The following is a 21,749-nucleotide window of genomic DNA, read 5'->3' as shown; positions in this document are numbered from 1 at the left end:
GCATCCACCGGCAAGGCCAGCGAGAAGCCGCTCAAGGGCACTTCGGGCAAACCAACTTCGCGGATGTCGTTGATGGCGCCGCCACCGTTGGCCAGCGAGAAGCGCTGGAACACGCCACTGGGCGTTTCCACGCTGTCCAGCTTGGGCACGGGCACGATCACGCGCAGCACGGTTTGATCGGGCGATGAAGACACGGTTTCAACGTGCAGGGTCGGGGCGGTCTGGGCCCAGGCCAATGAGGTCGTGGCCAGCATGGCCGCTGCGGCTTGCGCGGTGATTGACAGCGCGCGTCGCCGGTTGGGGAGAGAGTGGATCAGCATGTTCGGCTCCAAAGGTGAGAAACAGGCACCTGGCCTGGTTGGCGTGGTGTAGAGCGGAGACTAGGGATGCCGGACACGCGCCACAAGGGTGCAAGGGCCCCAAGCCCCTAGGGTTGGGGGCGGTCAAGCTAGGGGGAGAACCTAGAACTAGGGCCCAAGGCTTAGGGGGTTTGGGGGGTCTGTGACGTGTCAATGCAACAATCACGGCATGAGCAATACCTTGACCCTCACCCGTCCCGATGACTGGCACTTGCATGTGCGCGATGGCGCCGCCATGGCCAGCGTGGTGCCCGCCACCGCCCAGCAGTTCGCACGCGCCATCGTGATGCCCAACCTGCGCCCACCCGTGACCACGGCCGAGCAGGCCATTGGCTACCGCGAGCGCATCCGTGCCGCCGTGCCGGCAGGCCTGAAGTTCGAGCCCTTGATGGTGCTGTACCTGACCGACAACACACCGCCCGAAGAAGTGGCGCGCGCCAAGGCCATGGGCGCCGTGGCCTTCAAGCTCTACCCCGCAGGCGCCACCACCAACAGCGATGCTGGCGTGACCGATCTGCGCAAAACCTACGCGGTGCTGGAGGCCCTGCAGCGCGAAGGCCTGGTGTTCTGCGTGCATGGCGAAGTGACGGATTCACAGGTCGATGTGTTCGACCGCGAGAAGGCCTTCATCGACGAGAAGCTGATCCCGCTGCGACGCGATTTCCCTGAGCTGAAGATCGTGTTCGAACACATCACCACCAAGGAGGCCGTGCAGTACGTGAGCGAGGCCGACCGCTTCGTGGCCGCCACCATCACGCCGCAGCACTTGCTGTACAACCGCAACGCCATCTTCATGGGCGGGATCCGGCCGCACTACTACTGCCTGCCCATCCTGAAGCGCGAAGAGCACCGCGTGGCTTTGGTGCAGGTGGCCACCAGCGGCAGTGAGAAGTTCTTTTTGGGCACCGACAGCGCGCCGCATGCGTCGAACCTGAAGGAGCACGCCAGCGGTTGTGCCGGCTGCTATTCAGCCCCGTGCGCTTTAGAGCTGTACGCCGAAGCTTTTGAAAACGCCGGTGCGCTGGACAAGCTGGAGGCCTTTGCCAGCTTCCACGGCCCTGACTTCTACGGCCTGCCCCGCAACGTGGACCAGGTCACCTTGAAGCGCGAGCCCTGGGTCGTGCCCGAGTCCCTGCCCTTTGGCGATCAGGCCAGCATCAAGCCTTTGAGGGGCGGCGAGACTTTGGCTTGGCGTCTGCAGCCTTGACGAGCTGTTGCTCTTTCTGCTCGTTCTTTTGGTAGAGCAGGTCCAGGCTTTTGTACAAGGCCAGGTGCGCGCCATGTAGACCGCCGCCCCGGTCAAGGCTGACAGCATCAGGTCCATGTCGAAGGTGGCCTCGGCGTTGCGCATGCCGTTGTCGCTCACGGTGGCCGCTTCGAACAGCATCACGCGGGCCTTGCGCGGGTCTTCTTTCAGGAAGCTGTCCCAGGCGGGCAAAGTGCCTTTGGCCAGCGCCATCGGGTCGGGCGACTGCACGCCACTTTTGATCACGTCGGCGCAGACCACGTCGAACAACTTTCGTTTGCGTTCCCGACGCCGGTCATCGGCGTGCATGCCGCCATGGGGGCGGGTCACGTTGGCCGATCGTCGGCGTTTGACAGGCGGTTCGCTGGAACTGCTCATGCCAACATTGTCCGCGCTGGCGTGACCCTTGGATTGAGGGTGTGCGGCGCACGCGGATTGGATCAAGTCGGCAGGAAGCCTTCCACCGACAGGTAGCGTTCGCCGGTGTCATAGCAAAAGCCCAGCACCTTGGCGCCCGCGGGCAGCTCGGGCAGCTTTTGCGCAATGGCCGCCAAGGTGGCGCCTGAAGAAATGCCCACCAGCAGCCCTTCTTCACGCGCGGCGCGGCGGCCCATCTCGCGGGCCGCTTCGGCTTCGACCAAGATCACGCCATCCAGCAGGCTGGTGTCCAGGTTGGCGGGGATGAAGCCCGCGCCAATCCCCTGGATGGGGTGCGGCGCCGGGCTGCCACCCGAGATGACCGGCGAGGCCGTGGGTTCGACCGCGTAAACCTTGAGCTGGGGCCAGGCCTTTTTGAGGACACGGGCGCAGCCGGTCAAATGGCCGCCCGTGCCCACGCCGGTGATCAGCACGTCCAGGCCTTCGGGGAAGTCGGCCAGGATCTCTTGCGCCGTGGTGCGCACATGCACCTCGATGTTGGCCGGGTTATCGAACTGCTGGGGAATCCAGGCACCTTCGATGCCGGCCGCCAATTCCTGGGCACGGGCGATGGCGCCTTTCATGCCGCTGGCGCGCGGCGTCAAATCAAAGGTGGCGCCATAAGCGGACATCAATCGGCGGCGCTCGATCGACATGCTGTCGGGCATGACCAGAATCAACTTGTAGCCCTTGACGGCGGCCACCATGGCCAGGCCGATGCCAGTGTTGCCCGAGGTCGCCTCGATGATGGTGCCGCCGGGCTTGAGCGCGCCCAAGCGCTCGGCGTCTTCGACCATGGACAGCGCAATGCGGTCCTTGATGGAGCCCCCCGGGTTGCTGCGTTCGGATTTGATCCAGACTTCATGCCCCGGGCCGAACAAACGCTGCGCGCGAATGTGAGGGGTATTTCCGATCGTGTCGAGAATGGTGGCAGCTTTCATGCGAGTCTCCGGGACAATGTTTCAAGACAAGATAACAAGGAACACGATGTTCGTCTGGCGAATGGTATTTCGAATCTTGCTGGCCGGTGTGACCGGCTGGCTGTTGGCCACACCGTGTCTGGCGGCTGACGAATTTCTGCCGGCCGACCAGGCCTTCACGCTGCAGGCCAGCACCACGCCCAAGGGCCAGGTGCAGATCGAGTTCAGCCTGGCGCCCAAAACCTACCTGTACCGCGACCGCTTCCGGGTGGAATCAAAAATCCCCTCGGTGGCGCTCACCCCCATGAGCCTGCCGCCCGGCCAACGCAAGTTCGACGAGACCTTCGGCAAGGAGGTCGAGGTGTACCACGGCCTGGTGCCCCTGCAGTTCGGCGTGGCGCCCAGCACGCCAGCGGGCACTTCGGTCCTGATCGAAGTGGGCTACCAGGGTTGCGCCGATGCCGGCCTGTGCTACCCGCCCCAGACCAGGCACTTCAGCTTGACCGTGGGCCAGCTTGGCCAGGTCACGGCGGTGGACAGCGCCGACAACAACGCCTCCAAGCCCACCGGCACATCGCCATCACCCTCGGCGAACAGCGGCAGCCGCATCGAAACCGCGCTGGCCTCAGGCAACCTGCTCAGCATCATTGGCGTGTTCGCGGTGGCGGGCCTGCTCTTGTCCTTCACGCCTTGCGTGTTGCCCATGATGCCGATCCTGTCGGCGGTGATCATCGGCCAGGGCAAAGTGGGGCGCCTGCGCGGCTTCGTCCTGGCGCTGAGCTATTCGCAAGGCATGGCGCTGGTCTACACGCTGCTGGGCGTGGCCGCTGGCCTGCTGGGCGAAGGCCTGGCCGCCTCGCTGCAAAATCCCTGGGTGCTGGGCAGTTTCAGCGCGCTGATGGTGCTGCTGTCCTTGTCGATGTTCGGCGTCTATGAACTGCAGATGCCCGGCTTCATTCAAAGCCACCTCACCAAAACCTCGGGCAAGCTGCAAGGCGGCAGCCTGATGGGCGTGTTCCTGATGGGCGTGGTGTCGGCCCTGATCGTGGGGCCCTGCGTGAGCGCGCCTTTGGCAGGCGCCCTGGTGTACCTGAGCCAGACCAAAGATGTGGTGCTGGGCGGCGTGGCCTTGTACGCTCTGGCCTGCGGCATGAGCTTGCCGTTGCTGTTACTGGGCCTGTCGGCGGGCAGCTTGCTGCCAAGCGCCGGCCGCTGGATGGAAGCGGTCAAAACCTTGTTTGGCCTGATGCTGCTGGGTGTGGCCTGGTGGCTGGTCTACCCCTTGCTGCCACCGCTGGCCGCGACCTTGTCGCTGGGCGCCTTGCTGGCCCTGGCGGCCGCGTTCACTGGCGGTTTCGACACCTTGACCACGCACATCAGCCTGAAGCACCGCACCGCGCTGGCCTTGGGCCTGGTGCTGGCCTTGCTGTCGGCGGTGCAGATCATCGGTGGGCTGGCGGGCGCGCAAAGCCCGTGGGATCCGCTGCGGCCCTTCGTGGCGCGTGCCGGCACGGCCCTGTCAAGCGAAGCCGCCAATGCCTTGGCCTTCAAGCAGGTTTCCAGCCCGCAAGAGTTGGACGAAGCCGTGGCCGCAGCAAGCCAAGCCGGTCAAGCGGTGATGCTGGACTTCTACGCCGACTGGTGCGTGGCCTGCAAAGAGATGGAGCACTTCACCTTCTCAGATGCGCGCGTGCAGCAGCGGCTGAAAAACGTGGTGCTGCTGCAGGCCGACGTGACCGCCAACTCCAGCAACCACAAGGCCCTGCTCAAGCGCTTCAACTTGTTCGGACCGCCAGGCATCCTGTTCTTTGATGCGCAGGGCCAGTTGCTCAACCAGGCCCGCATCATCGGCTTTCAAAACGCTGAAGTCTTTTTGAAGAGCTTGGAAAAGGCCGGTCTTTGAACCCCGACGCACCAAGCCTGTGGCGGGCACCCGCCTGGATGCTGGCCGTGCTGCTGGCCGCCCTGGGCATGCTGGGCCCGTTCGCCATCGACACCTACCTGCCCGCCTTCGCCGGCATCGCCACCTCCCTGAACGCCACACCGCTGCAGATCCAGCAAACGCTGTCGGCCTACCTGTTCTCATTCGCGCTGATGAGCCTGTTCCATGGCGCCCTGTCCGACAGCTTTGGGCGCCGCCCGGTGGTGTTGGCGGGCGTGGCGATGTTCACGGTGGCCTCGGCGGGTTGTGCCCTGTCCACCACCATCGGCGAGCTGATTTTCTTCCGCGCGCTGCAAGGGCTGTCCACCGGCGCGGGCATCGTGGTGTCGCGCGCGGTGATCCGCGACATGTACCCGCCCGACCAAGCGCAACGCGTGATGGCCCAGGTCACGCTGTTCTTCGGCGCCGCGCCAGCGATCGCGCCCATCGTGGGTGGTCTGCTGTTCACTCACCTGGGCTGGCACGCGGTGTTCTGGTTCCTGACCGGCGTGGGCGTGGTGCTGTGGCTGGCCAACTGGTGGCTGCTGCCCGAAACCTTGCACACCTCGCAGCGCCAACCCTTCGCCGTCAAAAGCCTGATGCAGGGCTACCTGGAACTGGGGCTGAACCCGCGCTTCCTGCTGCTGGCCCTGGCCAGTGGCGTGCCCTTCAATGGCATGTTCCTGTACGTGCTGTCGGCGCCCGCTTTTCTGGGTGATCTGCTGCACCTGCAACCCACGCAATTCTTCTGGTTCTTCCTGTGCACCATTGGCGGCATCATGGGCGGTGCTTTCGTCAGCGGGCGTCTGGCTGGCCGCATCAGCCGCGAACGTCAGATCAAGCTGGGCTTCACGGTGATGCTGACGGTGTCGGTGCTCAACCTGGTCGCCAACCTGCTGTTCACGGCCCACGTGTCCTGGGCGCTGATCCCCATCAGCCTGTACGCCTTCGGCTGGGCCATGATGACCCCGGTGGTCACCTTGATGGTGCTGGACCTGTTCCCGCACCGGCGCGGCATGGCCGCTTCACTGCAGGCTTTCGTGGGCGCGGCGTCCAACGGCCTGGTCGCGGGCGTGCTCTCGCCCCTGGTCATGCACAGCACGCAATACCTGGCCGCCGCATCGCTGGCGCTGATGTTGGTGGGCCTGATCGCGTGGGTTTGGCTGCAGAGGCGATAATGCGCGGGTGAAGTCGGCCAGACCGCCGCTGGTGCAAGCATCGAAAGGTGGCACTGGAGGAAGGTCCGGACTGCACAGGGCAGCGTAGGAGGTAACACCTCTCCACCGCAAGGTGAGGATCAGAGCAACAGAGACGAGTCGGGGTTTTCTTCGGAAAGCACCGGGTGAAACGGGCAATCTCTACGCGCAGCAACACCAAATAGGCACACGTTGACCTGGCCCGGGGAGTGTGCGGGTAGGTGGCATCGAGCCGTTCTGGCGACAGGCGGCCCAGAGGAATGGCGGTCACGGCCTGGCATCGCAAGGTGACAGGCTGCACAGAATCCGGCCTATCGGCTGACTTCACACTTTTTTTGATTTTTCCGCGCCTTGAAAGTGGCTCCAGCCTCAAGTTGGCGGGCCGGGTGGTCGAAATGCTTCCTGAAATCTCAGGAAAATCCACCATGTCGTCCACGCCCTCTTCCTCCATTCGCTTGTCGATGCGCGGCCCGCGCCTGTTGATCCTGGCCGCTGGTGTCGGCCTGGCGCTCGGTGCCCAGGCCAACGATCACGACGACGACCATGCCAGTGGCGCCCATGGCGCGGCGTCCTCGAAAGACGAGCCCAAGGTCATCGCCAAGGATTCGCTAAAACAAAAGTTGGCGGCCGACAAGGCTGCGGCCAAGGCCAAAAAGCCTGACCCGAAAGCTGAAACGGCTGCCGCGTCAGGCTCGTCGGGCAAGGCCGAACCCACGTCGGTGTCCATGTCGGAATTGCGCGATCTGATCGACCAGAAAATCGCGGAAGTGCGGGCCAAACAGGCCGCCGCACCCGCCGTCAAGATCATCAACAAAGCGCCCAAGCCGCGCGCGGTTGAGGTGAACAGCCAGGCCAAACAAGCCATGGCCGCCCATGGCGCGGCCACCGTGCCGGGCTTGCCTGCCGGCCACGATCTGCACTGGGAATACACCGGCGCCACCGGCCCGCAAAGCTGGGGGCAGCTCAAGCCCGAGTTCCAGGCCTGCAACACCGGCAAGCGCCAAAGCCCCATCGACATCCGCGAGGGCATCAAGGTTCAGTTGGAGCCCATCCAGTTCGACTACCGGCCCACGCCTTTCCGCGTGATCGACAACGGCCACACGGTGCAGGTCAACCTTGACGCGGGCAACAACATCACGGTGTCGGGCCGCCGCTACGAGCTGGTGCAGTTCCACTTCCACCGGCCGAGCGAAGAACGCATCAATGGCCGTCAGTACGAAATGGTGGCGCACCTGGTGCACAAAGATGCGCAAGGCCGCCTAGCCGTGGTGGCCGTGTTGCTGGACCAGGGCAAAGAGCACCCCATGGTGCAACTGGTGTGGAACAGCCTGCCGCTGGAGAAAAGCACCGAGCAGGCCTCGCCCGTGATGCTGGACATGAACCTGATGCTGCCTGAGCAGCGCCAGTACTACACCTACATGGGCTCACTGACCACGCCGCCGTGCACCGAGGGCGTGCTGTGGATGGTGATGAAACAACCCGCCACCTTGTCGCCCTACCAAGCCTCGGTGTTCAGCCGCTTGTACGCGAACAACGCGAGGCCGGTTCAGTCGGCCTCGGGGCGCATGATCAAAGAAGGCCAGTGACTTGATTCAGTACACGCGCCCGCCCTTGAGTTGCGCGTGGGTGCGGCGGGTCAGCCCAGTGGCACGCGCCATCGCGGCCATTGAGTGCCCAGCGTGGGCATGGCAAATGGCCAGGCCCAGGGCATCGGCGGCGTCCTTGTTGGGCTCTGCCGGCAGTTGCAGCAGGCGCATCACCATGTGCTGAACCTGCTCCTTGCGCGCATGGCCGTGGCCCACCACGGCTTTTTTCATTTGCAGGGCGGTGTATTCCGAGACGGCCATCTCGCCACCGCTGACCAAGGCGGCCAGCGCCGCGCCCCGGGCTTGGCCCAGCAGCAAGGTGGACTGGGGGTTGACGTTGACGAACACGATTTCGACCGAAGACTGCTGCGGCTCGTAGCGCGCCATGACCTCGCGCACCCCCTCAAAGATCAGCTTCAAGCGCCCGGGCAGATCGCCCAAGGCGGCCTCCTTGGTCCGGATCGTGCCGCTGGCCACATAGGACAGGCGCGGTCCATCGACGTCGATCACGCCAAAACCGGTGGTCTGCAGGCCAGGGTCGATGCCCAAAATTCTCATGGGTGGATTTCCAAACTAGGGATAGTGCATTCGACACCGAGCGCCCATCATTTTGAGGCATTCAACCCTGGTTTCAACTTTGGAGCTTCGCATGAAGTACATCCTGGCGCTGTCCCTTCTGGCGGGCGTTCACATGGCGCAAGCGCAAACCACGGTGTTCAGCACCGATTTCGACAGCAGCGTGGCCGCGCCGTTGAATCCGGGCACCGCCGCGCTGACCGGCGTTCAAGGCTTCGCGGGCCTGGGTCCAGCCGGCCACACCTTTGGCGGCCAATTCCTGCGCAGCGCCACCGGCAATGTGGTCACACTCACGCTGGGCAACCTGCCCACGCACGACCAGATCAACCTGGACTTCCTTTTTGCCGCCATCGACTCGCTGGACGGCACGGGCAGCTTCCCATCGGGCGATTTCTTCAAGATCACCTTGGACGGGCAGACCATTTTCCGGGAGTCGTTCGCCAACGCCTTGCCCTCGCAAATTCAAAGCTATGTGCCGCCCACCGGCGTTGAGTTGGCCAGGCACGTGGACCTGGGTTTTGGGGGGCCCGGCAGTTATTACACCGACAGCGCCTACAACCTGGGCGCCGATCCAACGCTTCAGATCATCGCGCACACCGGCGCCGTGGCCACCTTCACCTTCCAGGTCGAAGGCGAAGGGATTCAAACACTCAACGATGAATCGTGGGCCATGGACCGACTGAGCGTCAGCGTTTCGGCCGTGCCTGAACCCGAGGTGTTCTGGCTGGCCGGTGCAGGTTTGTTGGCACTCTGGGCTGTGAAGCTCAGTTCGAGCCGCGCAAGGCCCCCGCGATCATCGGCCACAGCACCTGGTGCGAGCTGCGGAACCAATCGATGTGGCCAATGCTTTTCAGGCCGTGCTGTGCAGGCTTGACACGCAGCGCCTGCTTTTGAGCGGCCGGAAAGGTGCGCAGCAGATCGGCCACGGTGGCCGGCGTGGCAATGTCATCGTCGGCGGCGTGCAGCACCGTCATGGGCGTGCGCACCTGGGCGTGAAAATCGCGCTCCGGGTGTTGGCGGATGGCGTTGGTGGCGTAGCCGCCCGCAGCGCACCACTGACCCCATTGGCGGGCCACGCCAGCCGGCAGGTTCTCGCCCAGGCCCAAAACCGCCGACACGCCATAGCCTTTGAACAGGATGCCCAGCGGCAGCACCAAGCGCAGTCCGAAACGGGCCTTGAGCCGGAAGCCCAGCCGCATCCCGCTGAACCAGCCGGTCGACGCAGACACCCCCACCAGCCGCGCCACCTTGCCGTGGTTGGGCAGCAAGCCGATCATCTGGGCGCCCGCGCTGTGCCCCAGCAACAAGACCTGCTCACGGGCCGTGCGGTGCAGCAGCCAATCGAGCGCGGCCACCTGGTCCAGTTGACCCCAATCCTGCAACCTGGCCTGGCTGGCGCGCAAAGGGCCGTGCAGGGACAGGCCAATGCCGCGGTAGTCGAACACCAGCACGTCGTGGCCCTGCTGGGCCAGCCAGGTGGCAAAGCGCAGGTAGAAATGCTGGCGCACGCCAGTGGCCGGACACAAAAGCACGGGCAAGCCGGGTGTGCCACCACTGGCCGGCAGGAAGTGACCCTGCAGGCGCGCACCATCGGCGCAGGTGATGTCGACGCGTTCGGCCGCGCCCTCCGCCTTGCTTGAAGCGCTGGTCTGTTCAGTCATGGTTTTTCCCGGATGAAGAGGGCGAGTCGAGGTGCTGAACATGCGACAACCAGCGCGCCACGGTCTGCAACTCAGCGTCGGTGAAGCCGGTGGTGAGCCGCGCATTGATGCGGACCATGGCCTCGCGCAAGGGCTGTTGTTGGGCGAGCCCAGCAGGCCGCAACCACACGCGCTGGGTGCGGCCGTCTTGCGGACAAGGGTGGCGCGCCACCCAATCCAAAGCTTCCATGCGCTGGACCAGGCCCGAGACGGCTGAAGGTGCGAGGTCGAGGGTGTCGGCCAGTTGCCCCATGGTGGCACCATCTTCACGGGCCAGGCAGAACAGCACGCCGCCCTGGGCAGGCGTGGGCGCCGTGATGCCATCACGGGCCGCCTCGGCCTGCTGCACGCCGATCCACTGTTGCAGGCGACGCTGTGCACTGTTGAGCAGAAAGACGAGGCGGGGACGGTGGGCCATGGTGGATGATGCAAATTTATTTCGCACGCGAAGTATATCGCGCACCCGCCAAGAAAAAACCGGCACAAAGGCCGGTTTAGTCATCACATCGGTCCGCAGACCGATTCACCCGCCATCAATGGCGGAAGTGGCGCGTACGCGTGAACACCATCGCGATGCCGCGCTCGTTGGCGGCCGCGATCACTTCGTCGTCACGCATGCTGCCACCGGGGTGGATCACGCAGGTCGCGCCCGCATCCACCACCACATCCAGGCCATCGCGGAAGGGGAAGAAGGCATCTGACGCCACGGCGCTGCCTTGCAGGCTCAAGCCAGCGTGACCAGCCTTGATGCTGGCAATGCGGGCCGAGTCCAGTCGGCTCATCTGGCCAGCGCCCACGCCCATGGTCATGCCATCCTTGCAGAACACGATGGCGTTGCTCTTGACGAAGCGGGCCACGGTCCAGGCGAAGAGCATGTCCTTCATTTGCTGCTCGGTGGGCTTGACCTGGCTGACCACCTTCACATCACCGACCAGGTCGATGTTGTCGGCCGATTGCAGCAGCATGCCGCCACCCACGCGCTTGAAGTCCAGCGCATTGCTCAGCTTGCTGATGGGCACTTCCAGCAGGCGCACGTTCTGCTTGCTGGCATAGGCGGCGCGGGCTGCGGGAGTGATGGCCGGGGCAATCACCACTTCCACGAACTGCTTGTTGGCGTTGATGGCCTCGACCACGTCGGCATCGATGGGGCGGTTGAAGGCCATGATGCCGCCGAAGGCGCTGGTGGGGTCGGTCTTCAAGGCCTTTTGATAGGCTTCCAACGGCGTCGCGCCCACGGCCACGCCGCAAGGGTTGGCGTGCTTGACGATCACGCAGGCGCACTCTTCAAACGCCTTGACGCATTCCCAGGCCGCATCGGCATCGGCGATGTTGTTGAAGCTCAGCTCCTTGCCCTGGATCTGGGTCCATTGCGACAGCGTGCCTTGCACGGCTTGCGCTTCTTTGTAGAAGGCAGCGGACTGGTGCGGATTCTCGCCGTAGCGCATGCCCTGCACCTTGTTCAATTGCAGATTGAACACCTCGGGGTACTCGGCGCGCACGGGCACCGCTTCGGTCTTCAACTCGCTGCCGGCTTCAAGCGCGGTCAGGAAGTTGGTGATCATGCCGTCGTAGGCGGCGGTGTGCGCGAACACCTTCTTGGCCAGCATGAACTTGGTCGCCCGGGTCAGGCCCTCGCCCTTCAGTTCGGACAACACCTGCGTGTAGTCGACCGGATCGATGATCACGGCCACGTCCTGCCAGTTCTTGGCGGCAGCGCGCAGCATGGTGGGGCCGCCGATGTCGATGTTTTCGATGGCGTTTTCCAGCGTGCAGTCAAGCTTGGCCGTGGCTTGCGCAAACGGGTACAGGTTGACCACCAGGATGTCGATGGTGTTGATGCCGTGCTCTTTCAAGGCGGCCATGTGCTCGGGCAGGTCGCGGCGGGCCAGCAGGCCGCCATGCACACGCGGGTGCAGGGTCTTGACGCGGCCATCCAGCATCTCCGGGAAGCCCGTGACCTCGGACACTTCGGTCACCGGCAGGCCCTTTTCAGCCAGCAGCTTGGCGGTGCCGCCGGTGGACAAGAGCTTGACGCCCTGGGCGTGCAGCGCTTGCGCGAATTCAACAATGCCGGTCTTGTCAGACACGGACAACAGCGCGGTGAGGGTTTGGCTCATGGGGTGCTTAAAGTCAAAAGAGAAAATGAAAACAGGGTCACTTGATCAGCTTGTGCTCGATCAGCTTGCGGCGCAGGGTGTTGCGGTTGATGCCCAGCCATTCGGCCGCGCGCGACTGGTTGCCCTCGGCGCGTTGCATCACCACTTCGAGCATGGGCCGCTCGACCGCGTTGACGACCATGTCGTACACGGCAAACGGCTCGGCGCCCCGCAGGTCATGGAAGTAGCCTTCCAGGTTGTCTTTGATGCAGTCTTGGATGTTCTTCTTGCTCATGGTGCTTCTAGTTCGCCATGCACAGCGCCGACTGGGTCGGCAGCGTGGCGTCGTCATCGTCTTCGCTGAGCGAGGTGGCCAGGTTCGGCAAACGAACGTGGCTCAGGCTCAGCTGGTCAAAAAAATCAGTCACGGCCTGCACTTGGGCCGAACAGACGTCCAGGGTGTTCATGTGGTCACGGAAGGCTTCGCCACCGGGCAGCGCGCGCACGGCCCAGCCGATGTGCTTGCGCGCGGTGCGCACGCCAGCGAACTCGCCATACAGGCTGTAGTGGTCGTGCAGGTGCTCCAGCAGCCATTGTTTGACCTGTTCGGTCAAAGGCTGGGCACGGTGCCCACCGGTGGCCAGAAAGTGTGCGATGTCACCGAAGATCCAGGGGCGCCCTTGCGCGGCGCGGCCCACCATGATGGCGTCGGCGCCGGTGTAGCGCAGCACGTGCAGCGCCTTCTCGGGACTGACAATGTCGCCATTGGCCACCACCGGCACCTTCACCGCGGCCTTGACGGCGGCGATGGTGTCGTACTCGGCCAAACCCTTGTAACCCTGCTCGCGGGTGCGGCCGTGCACGGTCAGCATGGCGATGCCAGCGCTTTCGGCCAAGCGTGCAATGCGTTCAGCGTTCTTGTTCAGGGCCGACCAGCCGGTGCGCATCTTCAAGGTGACCGGCACGTTGTGCGGCGCGCAGGCAGCCACCACGGCTTCCACGATCTGCAATGCCAGGGTTTCGTCCTGCATCAGGGCCGAGCCCGCCCACTTGTTGCACACCTTCTTGGCCGGGCAACCCATGTTGATGTCGATGATCTGGGCGCCACGGTCGATGTTGTAGGCGGCGGCCTCGGCCATCATGGCCGCGTCGGTGCCCGCGATCTGCACGGCGATCGGCGCGGTCTCGCCCTCGTGGTTGGCGCGGCGCGAAGTCTTCAGCGTGTTCCACAGCTCTTTGCGGCTGGTCACCATTTCGCTCACGGCGTAACCCGCGCCCAGCCGCTTGCACAGCTGGCGAAACGGCCGGTCGGTCACCCCGGCCATGGGGGCCACGAACAGGCGATTCGGCAGGGAGATGGGACCGATGTGCATTGAAATGGCGTGAAACAGCGGGCCAGAAAAGACAAAGCAGCCCCGGCGATTGCGGCATTGCAAAGGCGCCAGGGCTGCTTAAAAAGGAGGCAGAGTATAGCCTCGGCCCGCCCGATCGGGCAAGCCCCTAAGGTGAGGCTCAGGCGGCTTTGACCACCTTCCGGCGCATGACGCAGCCCAGACCAAGCAGGCCCAGGCCCAGGCTCATGGCGGTGCCCGGCTCGGGCACCGCCGTGGCGGACACCGTGCCGCCATAGGAAAAGCCCTCGGCACCATAGGACTGAGCCGTCTCGGTACCCTTGATGTGCAGCTGGTATTGCCCGGCCAACAAGTTGTTGGCCGCCAAGTTGGTAGTGTACGAACTGTAGGTGTCGGTGCAGTTGACCTGCTGCCCCTGGAAGATCTGGCATTGGCCACCCTTCCAGGTCACCGGAGTGGGGTTGAGCACGCCCGTTGCCACCACGTTCGACTGCGCATCGAGCAGCGAATAGCCCAGATTCCAGCTGACCACGCCACCCATGCCAGAAAGCGAAGTCGAGCGCAGCGTCGCGCTCAAGGCGCTCTGTGTGCCCACCGTGAAGGTGTAGGTATCGTCGATGTCAACACTGCGCAGGCGGTAGTTGTCGTTGGTGACCGCTGGCAGCACTGGTGTGGCAGAAAACGAAGTTGGGCTTGGTAAAACCAAGCCCAGGTTGAAACTGGCTGGCGCGGCGTGGGCCAAACCACCCATCGCCACCATCGCCGCGCTCAGCGCACATGCCCTCACGGCACGCTTGTGCATTGCTTTTTTCAAAACTCATCTCCCTGTGACGCCATGTCGTCGATTGACAGAACGGCATTCATTAAGCGTGCCCCCTGATTAAATGCCGCCAGGACTTTCCCCGGTGTCAATGCTGATCAACGCGGGCGCCATGGCCTCATCACAAGGCCGGCGCCGTCACCTGCTCGCTTTGCTGCAAGCGCCACATCTGCGCATAACGCCCATTGGCCGCCAGCAAATGAACGTGCGTGCCACGCTCGATGATGCGACCAGCCTCCATCACCAGGATCTCGTTGGCGTGCACGATGGTGGACAAGCGGTGCGCGATGATCAGCACCGTCTTGCCCTGGGCGACGGCCGCCAGCTCGGCCTGGATGGCCCGTTCGTTGGCCGAATCGAGCGCCGAGGTCGCCTCGTCGAACACCAAAATCGGTGGGTCTTTCAACAGGGTGCGGGCAATCGCCACGCGCTGCTTTTCACCACCCGATAATTTCAAGCCGCGCTCGCCCACCACGGTGTCGTAACCCTTGGGCACATTCACGATGAAGTCATGGATGCGCGCCGAACGGGCCGCCGCCTCCACCTCTTCGCGCGTGGCCTCGGGCCGGCCATAGGCGATGTTGTAGGCCACGGTGTCGTTGAAGAGCACCGTGTCTTGGGGCACGATGCCGATGCTGCGGCGCAGGCTGTCTTGCGTCAGGCCACGCACGTCGTGGCCGTTGACGGCAATGCGTCCCTGGCCAGGCGGGATGTCATAAAAGCGGTACAGCAAGCGTGCCAGGGTCGACTTGCCCGACCCCGATGGGCCCACCACCGCCACCGTCTGCCCAGCCGGAATCTCAAAGCTCAGGTCGTGCAGGATCGGCCGGTCGGCATCGTAGGCAAAGTTAACGTGGTCGAATCGAACCGAGGGCGGGCCTTTGAGCAGCAGCGGCTTGGCATCGGGTGCATCGGCCACTTCACGCTCGCGCTCCATCAGGTTGAACATCTTGTCCAGATCGGTCAGCGACTGTTTGATCTCGCGGTAGATCACGCCCAGAAAATTCAGCGGGATGTAGAGCTGGATCATGAAAGCGTTGACCATGACCAGATCACCCACCGTCATGCGGCCTTCGACCACGCCCTCGGTGGCGCGCCACAGCATCACGATCAGGCCGGTGGCGATGATGGTTTGCTGGCCCGCATTCAGGAACGACAGGCTGCGCTGGGCCTTCACGGCCACACTGCGCAGGCGGTCCAGGCTTTCGTCATAACGGCCTGTCTCGAAGGCCTCGTTGTTGAAGTACTTCACCGTCTCGAAGTTCAGCAGCGAGTCGATGGCGCGCGTGTGCGCTTTCGAATCCAGCTCGTTCATCTCGCGCCTGAAACGCGTGCGCCAATGCGTCACGGTCACCGTGAAAGTCACATAGACCACCAACGCCACCAGGGTGATCCAGGCAAAGGCCACGTCGAACTTGGTGGCCAGCAAGGTGAGCACCAGCACCACTTCGATCAGCGTGGGGATGATGCTGTACAGCGAGTACGAGATCAGCGAATGCACGGCGCGGGTGCCGCGTTCGATGTCGCGGGTCATGCCGCCGGTCTGGCGCTCCAGGTGAAAGCGCAGGCTCAGCGCGTGCAGGTGAGCGAACACCTGCAGCGAGATGCGCCGCGCCGCGCCCTCGGTGGCCTTGGCGAACACCAGTTCGCGCAACTCGGTGAACAGCGAGGTGGACAGGCGCAGCAGACCATAAGCCAACAGCAAACCCAGGGGCACCACCATCAAGGCCTGTGCGCTGGTGGCGCTGGGCGCCAGGCGGTCGACCAAAGTTTTGAGCAGCAAGGGCACGCCCACGTTGGCCAGCTTGGCGCCAATCATGAAGGCCAACGCCAGCACCACGCGGACCTTGTAGTCCCACAAATACGGCCACAGGCGCGACAGCGTGGCCCAGTCGGAACGCTTTATTTCTGTGGCGGATGGCGGATTTTCAGGGGCCGTGGCGGTCGGGGTGCGTCGCATTCTGGAACAATGGTTTCTACTGATTTGCTGTGACCTCGATTGTCGACCGGATTCCCCATGACCGCTGCCACCTTCCGCAATACCCTGCTGACCCCGCCCTACCTGGCCCCCGACATGGAGCTCGTCATGCGGGTGCCGCCCATGCCGCGCGACTCGAACGGCAACGGCGACATCTTCGGCGGCTGGATCATGTCGCAGGTCGATTTGGCCGGCTCGGTGCTGCCGGCCCGCATCGCCAGGGGCCGCATCGCCACGGTGGCGGTCAAGGAGTTCGTGTTCCGCTCGGCCGTGTCGGTGGGCGATTTGCTGTCCTTCTACTGCCGCGTGGAGGCCATCGGCAACACGTCGATCACCGTGCACGTGGAGGTGTGGGCCGAGCGCCGTCCCTCCGATCCGCACCTGGTCAAGGTGACCGAGGCGCGGGTGACCTATGTGGCCACGGACAGCGAGGGGCGGCCACGGCCGATCCCTAAGGATTGAGTCCGGCAAAACCATGCCCCAAGGGCGTGAATGGGATGGGTCTACACTGAATCGTCACCATTGCAGGAGTCATGCATGACCCGTCAACGTATTCAACGCTCCCATGCGCCCCGCATTCAAGCGGCCCCCTTGCCCGATCGCCGCGTAGTGCGAACGGTGGGCTGGCTGGTGGGCGCGGCCCTGCTGGTCGGCAGCCTGACCATCGGCCTGCGCGCGCAAGCGGCCACCTCCAACGCCGTGCAATGCACGCCCGCCACCTGCGGTCAAGTCACCTCGGTCACCGCCCGGCAAGTCAAAGGCCAAGGCTCGGGCGTCGGCGTGGTGGGGGGCGCCGTGCTGGGCGGCCTGGTCGGCAATCAATTGGGCAAGGGCACCGGCAACACCCTCCTGACCGTGGGCGGTGCCGTGGCCGGTGGCTTTGCCGGCAATGAGGTCGAGAAGAACGTCAAAAAGCACACGGTCTTCAAGACCTCGGTGCGCATGGGCGATGGCACGGTTCATGAATACACCTTGAACACGCAATACGCGGTGGGCACCAAGGTGTCCGTCGTCAATGGCCGCGTGAGGGCCCGCGGCTGAACCATTTTTGAGCAGCACCGGGTCATGAGCGACCAGAAGATCGACGTCTATCCCTACCCCGCCGGGGGCTGGGGAGCTTTGCGCAGCGTGGCGCACCATTTGAAAGAGCATGGCATCGCCGCCAAGGGCGCGCGCACCTTGCTGCATGCCAAGCAACCCGATGGCTTTGACCACCCTGGCTGCGCCTGGCCCGACCGCAACCACTGCTCATCGTTCGAGTTTTGGGAGAACACGCCCGAGTAGCTGGCCCAGTACACCGTGCGCGAGTTGGCGGCGCGATCCGACTGCTTTTTAGAAGGCCTGGGACGCCTGACGCACCCCATCCGCGCATCGGGGGCGACCTGGCCATGATCAAGGGCCTGCTCAAGCACTTGCTGGCCTGGGACGACGAGGCCCGCGCGCTGGCCACCATGCGCTCGCACGACCAAGACAACACCACGCTGCATGGCCTGGACGACCGCTACCGGAGCGTGTGGGGGCAGCGCCGCGTGGTCTTCATCCACGCGGACGACATCAAGGCCCTGGGCTTCAAGGCGGGCGATTATGGTGACCTTCACACCCTCAGCGACGACGGCATGGACCGCAGCGCACCGCAGTTCAAGCTGGTGGCCTACGACATCCCGCGCGTCTGCCTGGCCGCCTGCTACCCCGAGACCAACCCGCTGGTGCCTTTGCACAGTGTGGCAGAAGGCTCGGGCACTCCCACGTCCAAGTACCTCCCCGTGCGGCTCACTGCCAGCCAGGCACCGCTGGACGAACCCGCCGACCACCGCGGCCTGCCCGAAAGCACGGCCCCTGAAGGCACGCGTGCATGAGCGAGCCGGCCTGGTCGGCGCGGCCGGTGCTGCGATCAAGCCCTGACGGTGCCGCCACGCCTGGTGAAGAAGCCTTGGCGATCGATGCCGCGCACGCGGGCCAGCTGCGTCTGTGGGCCTGGTGCCGCGACGGCCGTTTCAGCACCTTCGCCTGATGCCCACCCGCCCCTCGCAAACATGCGACCATAGACGCATGAACGCCGTCACGCCCACCCCCCTCGCGGACCTGCCCGCCCAACTGCAAGCCCAAGGCTGGGCCTTGCTGAGCCCCACCGACCTGCTGCCCGCACTGCACCTGCGTGAAGCCGACCTGGAACCCTTGGGCAACACCTGGCACCAGTTGCCCGCCGACCCGCATTTGCGCGATGGCGGTCACTACCGTTTTCGCCGCCACAGCTGCTATGTGCTGGACAACGTCCAAGGCCCGCTGATCCAGGCGCCGCACCGTGCGCACTGGCAGCCGGTCACCTACAACGCGCTGCACGGCGGCTTTGAGCGTTGGTTCGACCCCATCGAAGCCCAGGTCAGCCAGCACCCGGCCTGGCGCCATCTGTTGACTTTACTGGGCCAGCAATTCAACGCCGCCAAGCCCGTCTCCCAATGGTTCATTGAGGCGCACCAGTTCCGCGTGGACACCGCCGGCGGCATCGGCCGCCCGACCCCCGAAGGCGCCCACCGCGATGGGGTGGACTTCGTGGCGGTCGTGATGGTCGGGCGGCACCAGGTCAAGGGCGGCGAAACCCGTGTCTTCGAAGCCGATGGCCCGCATGGCGTGCGCTTCACCCTGAACGAGCCCTGGAGTGTGCTGCTGCTGGACGACGCCAGAGTGATCCACGAATCCACGCCCATCCAGCCCTTGGGCGAACATGGTTGGCGCGACACCTTGGTGTTGACCTACCGCGCCGACGGCTTCCAAGGGCCCGGCGCATACACTTGAGGCCCATGGTCTTCACACGCCTGCACCGCCGCTGGACTGCCTGGATCGCCCTCTGCGCGATCCTGCTGGGTGCGCTCGCGCCCACGGTGTCGCATGGCTGGCGGGCGTGGTCGCATTCGCCCATCACCTGGGTCGAGGTGTGCTCCAGCACCGGCAACAAACTGATTGCCATGACGGTGGGCCGGGGTGCCAACAAAGGGGCCAAGGCCTTTGTCAAGCAAGCCGATGGCGGGCGCAGCCTGCCCAGTGGCGAGCATGCCGGCGAGCATTGCCCCTACTGTCTGGTGCAGGCGCACGAGGCCGCCATGTTGCCAGCCGCGCCGCCGGTGATGGCCTTGAGCACACCGGTCACCGACGCCCTGCCCTTCCTGTTTTTGCACGCCCCACGCAGCTTGTTCGCGTGGGCACCACCGCAAGCGCGCGCGCCGCCCACTTCAGTCTGATCCGCCCTTGAGCACCGCCCGGCCTTGGCCCGGGCGACCCCGATCTGATCTGGAGTTTCACAACATGTTTTCATCCAACGTGCGTCTGCACGCTTTGGCGCTGGCCTGCGCCGCCAGCTGCGCATCACTCGCCCACGCCCAAGGCGTGGCCACCGACACCGAGCTGGCCCCCGTGGTCGTCACGGGCAAAAGTGGTGGCGCCCGAGGCGGCCTGCAAAACTTGGCACCGGGCCTGCCAGGCTCGACCGCCAGCAAGACGGCCGAACAACTGCGCGACCAGAACCTCTTCAACCCCGAAGACGCGCTGCAATACGCCCCCAACACCACCGTGCGCAAACGCTACATCGGCGACCGCAACGCCCTGATCGCCGGGCGCAGCTTTGGCACCCTGCAACCTTCGCGCGCGCTGGTCTACCTGGACGGCTATTTGATCTCGAACTTCCTGGGCCGCTTTGACGCGCCGCGCTGGAACATGATTTCGCCCGAGGCGATCGAGCGCGTGGACATGCTGTACGGGCCCTATTCGGCGCTGTTCCCAGGCAACTCGATCGGCACCACCGTGGCTGTGAGCCAGCGCGTGCCGAAGGGCTTCGAGGCCTCGGGGCGCGTGATCGCGGCACGCCAAAGCTTTGACCAGTATGGGCACCAGGACCACTACGCTGCCCAGCAGATGTCATGGCACCTTGGGCAAAAGCTGGACACCGGCCTGTGGTTCACGGGCGATGTGAACCACCAGGATTCGACCTCGCAGCCGATGCAGTATGGGGCGGTGTCGGCGGACACCTCGACCAACGCATTTCCAAGCTACGCCAGCCAGTCCGCCACGCCAACGCCGGTCACCGGGGTGGTCTACGACACCGATGCCAAAGGCTTGAGGCGCGCCATCTTTGGCGCCAATGCCGGCGCCATTGACCACACCGTGCAAGACACGGTGAACCTGCGGGCTGGCTACCGCTTTACGCCCACCGTGGAAGCCAGCGCCATGGCCTCGTGGTGGGGCAACACCACGAAGATGAGCAATGTCACCTTCCTGCGTGATTCAGCGGGCAACCCGGTGTGGCAAGGGGCCCGTGTCCAGGCGCAGAAAACCGTGAACGGCGTGACGACCTCGTCCCGCCCTTACTACCTCGTCAGCCATGAAGGCCATCTTTTCGAGCTGCCGCCCACCTCATTCGCCCCCTCAACCCGCGACGAATCCCACCAGCAACTCGGCGCCACCTTGAAGTCGCGCAACGCCAGCGGCTGGAACGGCTCGGTGGTGGTCTCCGACTACCGCATTCTGAACGATGAAAGCCGCCAGGCCAGCAGCCCTGACCCGGTGGCTTTTGGCAGCGGCAGCTCGGGCACCCTGACCCGCCGTGATGGCACCGGCTGGAACACCTTTGAGGTGCAAGGCACCTGGACGCCCAGCCCCGGCGACTGGACCAATGGCCGCCACGCCCTGGCTTTTGGCCTGCACCGCAATGCCTACAAGCTGGACAACACGGTGGCAGCCACCACCAACTGGCGACAGGGCGAAGGCACCTTGAGCCAGTACTACCGAGGCAAGACCGAAGTGGTCGCCTTGTATGCCCAAGATGCCTGGCGCCTGCAAGACGACCTGAAGCTGACCCTGGGCTGGCGCGAAGAGCAGTTCCGCGCTTTTGATGGAAGCCAGTTCGCCCTCAACCAAACCGAGATCTACCCCCAGCGCACCTTGCGCGGCCACTCGCCCAAGGCTGCCTTGGCCTGGAGCGTGCGAGACGACCTGATCCTCAAGCTCAGCGCCGGACGCGGCGTGCGCTTTCCCAATGTCGAAGAGCTTTACAACGGCACGGTCACGTCCACCACCCGCACTTTTTCAGACCCGGACCTCAAGCCCGAAACCTCTGACGCGGTCGAGTTGAGCGCCGAGAAATCCTGGGAAGCCCAACGCTTGCGCGTGTCGCTGTTCCACGATGACGTGAAGGATGCGATCCTGCGCCAGTCAACCACCGACGCCACGGTGTGCAAGACCGTGTCCACCTCCACCACCACGCTCAACAGCTACACCTGCGTGCAAAACGTGGACCGCGTCAAAACCACCGGCGTCGAATTCGCCTGGCAGGCCCAGGAGCTGTTGATCAGCGGCGTGTCGCTGGACGCCAGCTTGGCGTTCACCAATTCGAGGATCAAAGCCAACGCCCAGGACCCGACCTCTGTCGGCAAATGGTGGTTGCGCGTGCCGCGAGAACGCGCCACCGTGCAGGCCGGCTACCAGCTCAACGCCGATTGGCGCTTCAGCGCTGGCTACCGCCACGAAGGCCGCGCCTACAACGATGTCTACAACGCCGACATCAACCCCAATGTCTACGGTGGCGTCTCCAG

23 protein-coding genes, 1 other RNA gene and 1 pseudogene are annotated in these 21,749 nt (G+C 64.4%); 15 read left to right on the top strand and 10 right to left on the bottom strand.

All coding sequences use genetic code 11. The annotated features are described in order from the left end of the window. A partial coding sequence (locus H7225_RS01205) for a hypothetical protein (RefSeq protein WP_290658779.1) occupies window positions 1-320 on the bottom strand: 320 nt, incomplete at its 3' end. 208 nt (window positions 321-528) lie between these two features. Between H7225_RS01205 and pyrC the strand changes: the two genes are divergently transcribed. After that, window positions 529-1,566 (top strand): dihydroorotase, encoded by a 1,038-nt coding sequence (gene pyrC, locus H7225_RS01200; RefSeq protein ID WP_290658777.1) that lies wholly within the window; start codon window positions 529-531, stop codon window positions 1,564-1,566. Between the two features lie 115 nt (window positions 1,567-1,681). Beyond that, on the top strand, window positions 1,682-2,008 hold the full coding sequence (locus tag H7225_RS01195) for a hypothetical protein (RefSeq protein WP_290658775.1): 327 nt from the start codon (window positions 1,682-1,684) through the stop codon (window positions 2,006-2,008). A 37-nt stretch (window positions 2,009-2,045) separates the two neighbouring features. Here H7225_RS01195 and cysK read toward each other — a convergent pair whose 3' ends face one another. Then, a complete protein-coding gene (gene cysK / locus H7225_RS01190) occupies window positions 2,046-2,963 on the bottom strand; it encodes a cysteine synthase A (RefSeq protein WP_290658773.1) in 918 nt (305 codons plus the stop codon). 61 nt (window positions 2,964-3,024) lie between these two features. On the opposite strand from cysK, the gene dsbD reads away from it, so the two are divergent. The 4 genes from dsbD (at window position 3,025) to H7225_RS01170 (ending at window position 7,645) form a co-directional block, all read left to right on the top strand. Beyond that, window positions 3,025-4,845 carry a protein-disulfide reductase DsbD gene (dsbD, locus tag H7225_RS01185; RefSeq protein ID WP_290658771.1) on the top strand — a complete coding sequence of 607 codons (1,821 nt, stop codon included), beginning with the start codon at window positions 3,025-3,027 and terminating at the stop codon, window positions 4,843-4,845. After that, window positions 4,842-6,041 (top strand): multidrug effflux MFS transporter, encoded by a 1,200-nt coding sequence (locus H7225_RS01180; RefSeq protein ID WP_290658769.1) that lies wholly within the window; start codon window positions 4,842-4,844, stop codon window positions 6,039-6,041. Before dsbD ends, H7225_RS01180 begins: the two co-directional genes overlap by 4 nt. A gap of 9 nt (window positions 6,042-6,050) precedes the next feature. Continuing rightward, window positions 6,051-6,389: RNase P RNA component class A (rnpB, locus tag H7225_RS01175), an RNA gene on the top strand. A gap of 95 nt (window positions 6,390-6,484) precedes the next feature. Further along, window positions 6,485-7,645: a carbonic anhydrase family protein gene (locus H7225_RS01170; protein ID WP_290658767.1), complete on the top strand. Its 1,161-nt coding sequence runs from the start codon at window positions 6,485-6,487 to the stop codon at window positions 7,643-7,645. A gap of 6 nt (window positions 7,646-7,651) precedes the next feature. On the opposite strand, the gene ruvC is transcribed toward H7225_RS01170, so the two are convergent. Continuing rightward, window positions 7,652-8,203, bottom strand: coding sequence for a crossover junction endodeoxyribonuclease RuvC (gene ruvC, locus H7225_RS01165; RefSeq protein WP_290658765.1), 552 nt, complete (start codon window positions 8,201-8,203; stop codon window positions 7,652-7,654). 91 nt (window positions 8,204-8,294) lie between these two features. Between ruvC and H7225_RS01160 the strand changes: the two genes are divergently transcribed. After that, window positions 8,295-9,095, top strand: a complete 801-nt coding sequence (locus tag H7225_RS01160) for a PEP-CTERM sorting domain-containing protein (protein ID WP_290658764.1) — start codon at window positions 8,295-8,297, stop codon at window positions 9,093-9,095. On the opposite strand, the gene H7225_RS01155 is transcribed toward H7225_RS01160, so the two are convergent. The 7 genes from H7225_RS01155 to H7225_RS01125 form a co-directional block, all read right to left on the bottom strand. Next, a complete protein-coding gene (locus tag H7225_RS01155) occupies window positions 8,986-9,882 on the bottom strand; it encodes an alpha/beta fold hydrolase (protein WP_290658762.1) in 897 nt (298 codons plus the stop codon). The genes H7225_RS01160 and H7225_RS01155 overlap by 110 nt on opposite strands. Further along, window positions 9,875-10,339, bottom strand: coding sequence for a MarR family winged helix-turn-helix transcriptional regulator (locus tag H7225_RS01150; RefSeq protein WP_290658761.1), 465 nt, complete (start codon window positions 10,337-10,339; stop codon window positions 9,875-9,877). The genes H7225_RS01155 and H7225_RS01150 overlap by 8 nt, the downstream gene beginning before the upstream one ends. A 115-nt stretch (window positions 10,340-10,454) precedes the next feature. Then, a complete protein-coding gene (gene purH / locus H7225_RS01145; protein ID WP_290658759.1) occupies window positions 10,455-12,038 on the bottom strand; it encodes a bifunctional phosphoribosylaminoimidazolecarboxamide formyltransferase/IMP cyclohydrolase in 1,584 nt (527 codons plus the stop codon). Window positions 12,039-12,075: 37 nt separating this feature from the next. Continuing rightward, window positions 12,076-12,312: a Fis family transcriptional regulator gene (locus tag H7225_RS01140; RefSeq protein WP_230177647.1), complete on the bottom strand. Its 237-nt coding sequence runs from the start codon at window positions 12,310-12,312 to the stop codon at window positions 12,076-12,078. 7 nt (window positions 12,313-12,319) lie between these two features. Continuing rightward, the gene (dusB, locus tag H7225_RS01135; RefSeq protein WP_290658756.1) at window positions 12,320-13,390 is read right to left on the bottom strand and encodes a tRNA dihydrouridine synthase DusB; all 1,071 of its coding nucleotides are present in this window, start codon (window positions 13,388-13,390) and stop codon (window positions 12,320-12,322) included. Between the two features lie 139 nt (window positions 13,391-13,529). Continuing rightward, entirely contained in the window at window positions 13,530-14,171 is a 642-nt protein-coding gene (locus H7225_RS01130) for a PEP-CTERM sorting domain-containing protein (protein WP_290658754.1), read from the bottom strand. A gap of 139 nt (window positions 14,172-14,310) precedes the next feature. Next, complete coding sequence (locus H7225_RS01125) at window positions 14,311-16,149, bottom strand: ABC transporter ATP-binding protein/permease (RefSeq protein WP_290658752.1); 1,839 nt, start codon at window positions 16,147-16,149, stop codon at window positions 14,311-14,313. 57 nt (window positions 16,150-16,206) lie between these two features. On the opposite strand from H7225_RS01125, the gene H7225_RS01120 reads away from it, so the two are divergent. The 8 genes and pseudogenes from H7225_RS01120 to H7225_RS01085 all read left to right on the top strand — a co-directional run. Beyond that, entirely contained in the window at window positions 16,207-16,629 is a 423-nt protein-coding gene (locus H7225_RS01120) for an acyl-CoA thioesterase (RefSeq protein WP_290658750.1), read from the top strand. Window positions 16,630-16,704: 75 nt separating this feature from the next. Then, a complete protein-coding gene (locus H7225_RS01115) occupies window positions 16,705-17,208 on the top strand; it encodes a glycine zipper 2TM domain-containing protein (protein WP_290658748.1) in 504 nt (167 codons plus the stop codon). 24 nt (window positions 17,209-17,232) lie between these two features. After that, window positions 17,233-17,451: a hypothetical protein gene (locus H7225_RS01110; RefSeq protein ID WP_290658746.1), complete on the top strand. Its 219-nt coding sequence runs from the start codon at window positions 17,233-17,235 to the stop codon at window positions 17,449-17,451. Window positions 17,452-17,609: 158 nt separating this feature from the next. Then, window positions 17,610-18,023 (top strand): annotated as a pseudogene (locus H7225_RS01105) (CbbBc protein); the annotation flags it as partial. Beyond that, window positions 18,020-18,178, top strand: coding sequence for a hypothetical protein (locus H7225_RS01100; RefSeq protein ID WP_290658745.1), 159 nt, complete (start codon window positions 18,020-18,022; stop codon window positions 18,176-18,178). The pseudogene H7225_RS01105 and the gene H7225_RS01100, both read left to right, overlap by 4 nt. Before the next feature lie 38 nt (window positions 18,179-18,216). Next, complete coding sequence (locus H7225_RS01095) at window positions 18,217-18,960, top strand: 2OG-Fe dioxygenase family protein (RefSeq protein ID WP_290658743.1); 744 nt, start codon at window positions 18,217-18,219, stop codon at window positions 18,958-18,960. 5 nt (window positions 18,961-18,965) lie between these two features. Then, window positions 18,966-19,403, top strand: a complete 438-nt coding sequence (locus tag H7225_RS01090; protein WP_290658741.1) for a DUF2946 domain-containing protein — start codon at window positions 18,966-18,968, stop codon at window positions 19,401-19,403. 64 nt (window positions 19,404-19,467) lie between these two features. Continuing rightward, window positions 19,468-21,749 (top strand): TonB-dependent receptor (locus H7225_RS01085; RefSeq protein ID WP_290658740.1); only part of this gene is annotated, 2,282 nt, incomplete at its 3' end.

It is taken from the genome of Aquabacterium sp. (assembly GCF_014378415.1).
Classification (GTDB): domain Bacteria; phylum Pseudomonadota; class Gammaproteobacteria; order Burkholderiales; family Burkholderiaceae_C; genus Aquabacterium.
The sequence above is the reverse complement of the archived record's forward strand: the minus strand, read 5'-3'. Positions and strand labels throughout refer to the sequence as shown.

What these genes read in the sequence shown, in the direction of transcription:
- pyrC (WP_290658777.1), top strand. Translation starts at nt 529, where the DNA reads ATGAGCAATACCTTGACCCTCACCCGTCCCGATGACTGGCACTTGCAT.
- H7225_RS01195 (WP_290658775.1), top strand. Translation starts at nt 1,682, where the DNA reads ATGTCGAAGGTGGCCTCGGCGTTGCGCATGCCGTTGTCGCTCACGGTG.
- cysK (WP_290658773.1), bottom strand. Translation starts at nt 2,963, where the DNA reads ATGAAAGCTGCCACCATTCTCGACACGATCGGAAATACCCCTCACATT.
- dsbD (WP_290658771.1), top strand. Translation starts at nt 3,025, where the DNA reads ATGGTATTTCGAATCTTGCTGGCCGGTGTGACCGGCTGGCTGTTGGCC.
- H7225_RS01170 (WP_290658767.1), top strand. Translation starts at nt 6,485, where the DNA reads ATGTCGTCCACGCCCTCTTCCTCCATTCGCTTGTCGATGCGCGGCCCG.
- ruvC (WP_290658765.1), bottom strand. Translation starts at nt 8,203, where the DNA reads ATGAGAATTTTGGGCATCGACCCTGGCCTGCAGACCACCGGTTTTGGC.
- H7225_RS01160 (WP_290658764.1), top strand. Translation starts at nt 8,295, where the DNA reads ATGAAGTACATCCTGGCGCTGTCCCTTCTGGCGGGCGTTCACATGGCG.
- H7225_RS01155 (WP_290658762.1), bottom strand. Translation starts at nt 9,882, where the DNA reads ATGACTGAACAGACCAGCGCTTCAAGCAAGGCGGAGGGCGCGGCCGAA.
- H7225_RS01150 (WP_290658761.1), bottom strand. Translation starts at nt 10,339, where the DNA reads ATGGCCCACCGTCCCCGCCTCGTCTTTCTGCTCAACAGTGCACAGCGT.
- purH (WP_290658759.1), bottom strand. Translation starts at nt 12,038, where the DNA reads ATGAGCCAAACCCTCACCGCGCTGTTGTCCGTGTCTGACAAGACCGGC.
- H7225_RS01140 (WP_230177647.1), bottom strand. Translation starts at nt 12,312, where the DNA reads ATGAGCAAGAAGAACATCCAAGACTGCATCAAAGACAACCTGGAAGGC.
- dusB (WP_290658756.1), bottom strand. Translation starts at nt 13,390, where the DNA reads ATGCACATCGGTCCCATCTCCCTGCCGAATCGCCTGTTCGTGGCCCCC.
- H7225_RS01130 (WP_290658754.1), bottom strand. Translation starts at nt 14,171, where the DNA reads ATGCACAAGCGTGCCGTGAGGGCATGTGCGCTGAGCGCGGCGATGGTG.
- H7225_RS01125 (WP_290658752.1), bottom strand. Translation starts at nt 16,149, where the DNA reads ATGCGACGCACCCCGACCGCCACGGCCCCTGAAAATCCGCCATCCGCC.
- H7225_RS01120 (WP_290658750.1), top strand. Translation starts at nt 16,207, where the DNA reads ATGACCGCTGCCACCTTCCGCAATACCCTGCTGACCCCGCCCTACCTG.
- H7225_RS01115 (WP_290658748.1), top strand. Translation starts at nt 16,705, where the DNA reads ATGACCCGTCAACGTATTCAACGCTCCCATGCGCCCCGCATTCAAGCG.
- H7225_RS01110 (WP_290658746.1), top strand. Translation starts at nt 17,233, where the DNA reads ATGAGCGACCAGAAGATCGACGTCTATCCCTACCCCGCCGGGGGCTGG.
- H7225_RS01100 (WP_290658745.1), top strand. Translation starts at nt 18,020, where the DNA reads ATGAGCGAGCCGGCCTGGTCGGCGCGGCCGGTGCTGCGATCAAGCCCT.
- H7225_RS01095 (WP_290658743.1), top strand. Translation starts at nt 18,217, where the DNA reads ATGAACGCCGTCACGCCCACCCCCCTCGCGGACCTGCCCGCCCAACTG.
- H7225_RS01090 (WP_290658741.1), top strand. Translation starts at nt 18,966, where the DNA reads ATGGTCTTCACACGCCTGCACCGCCGCTGGACTGCCTGGATCGCCCTC.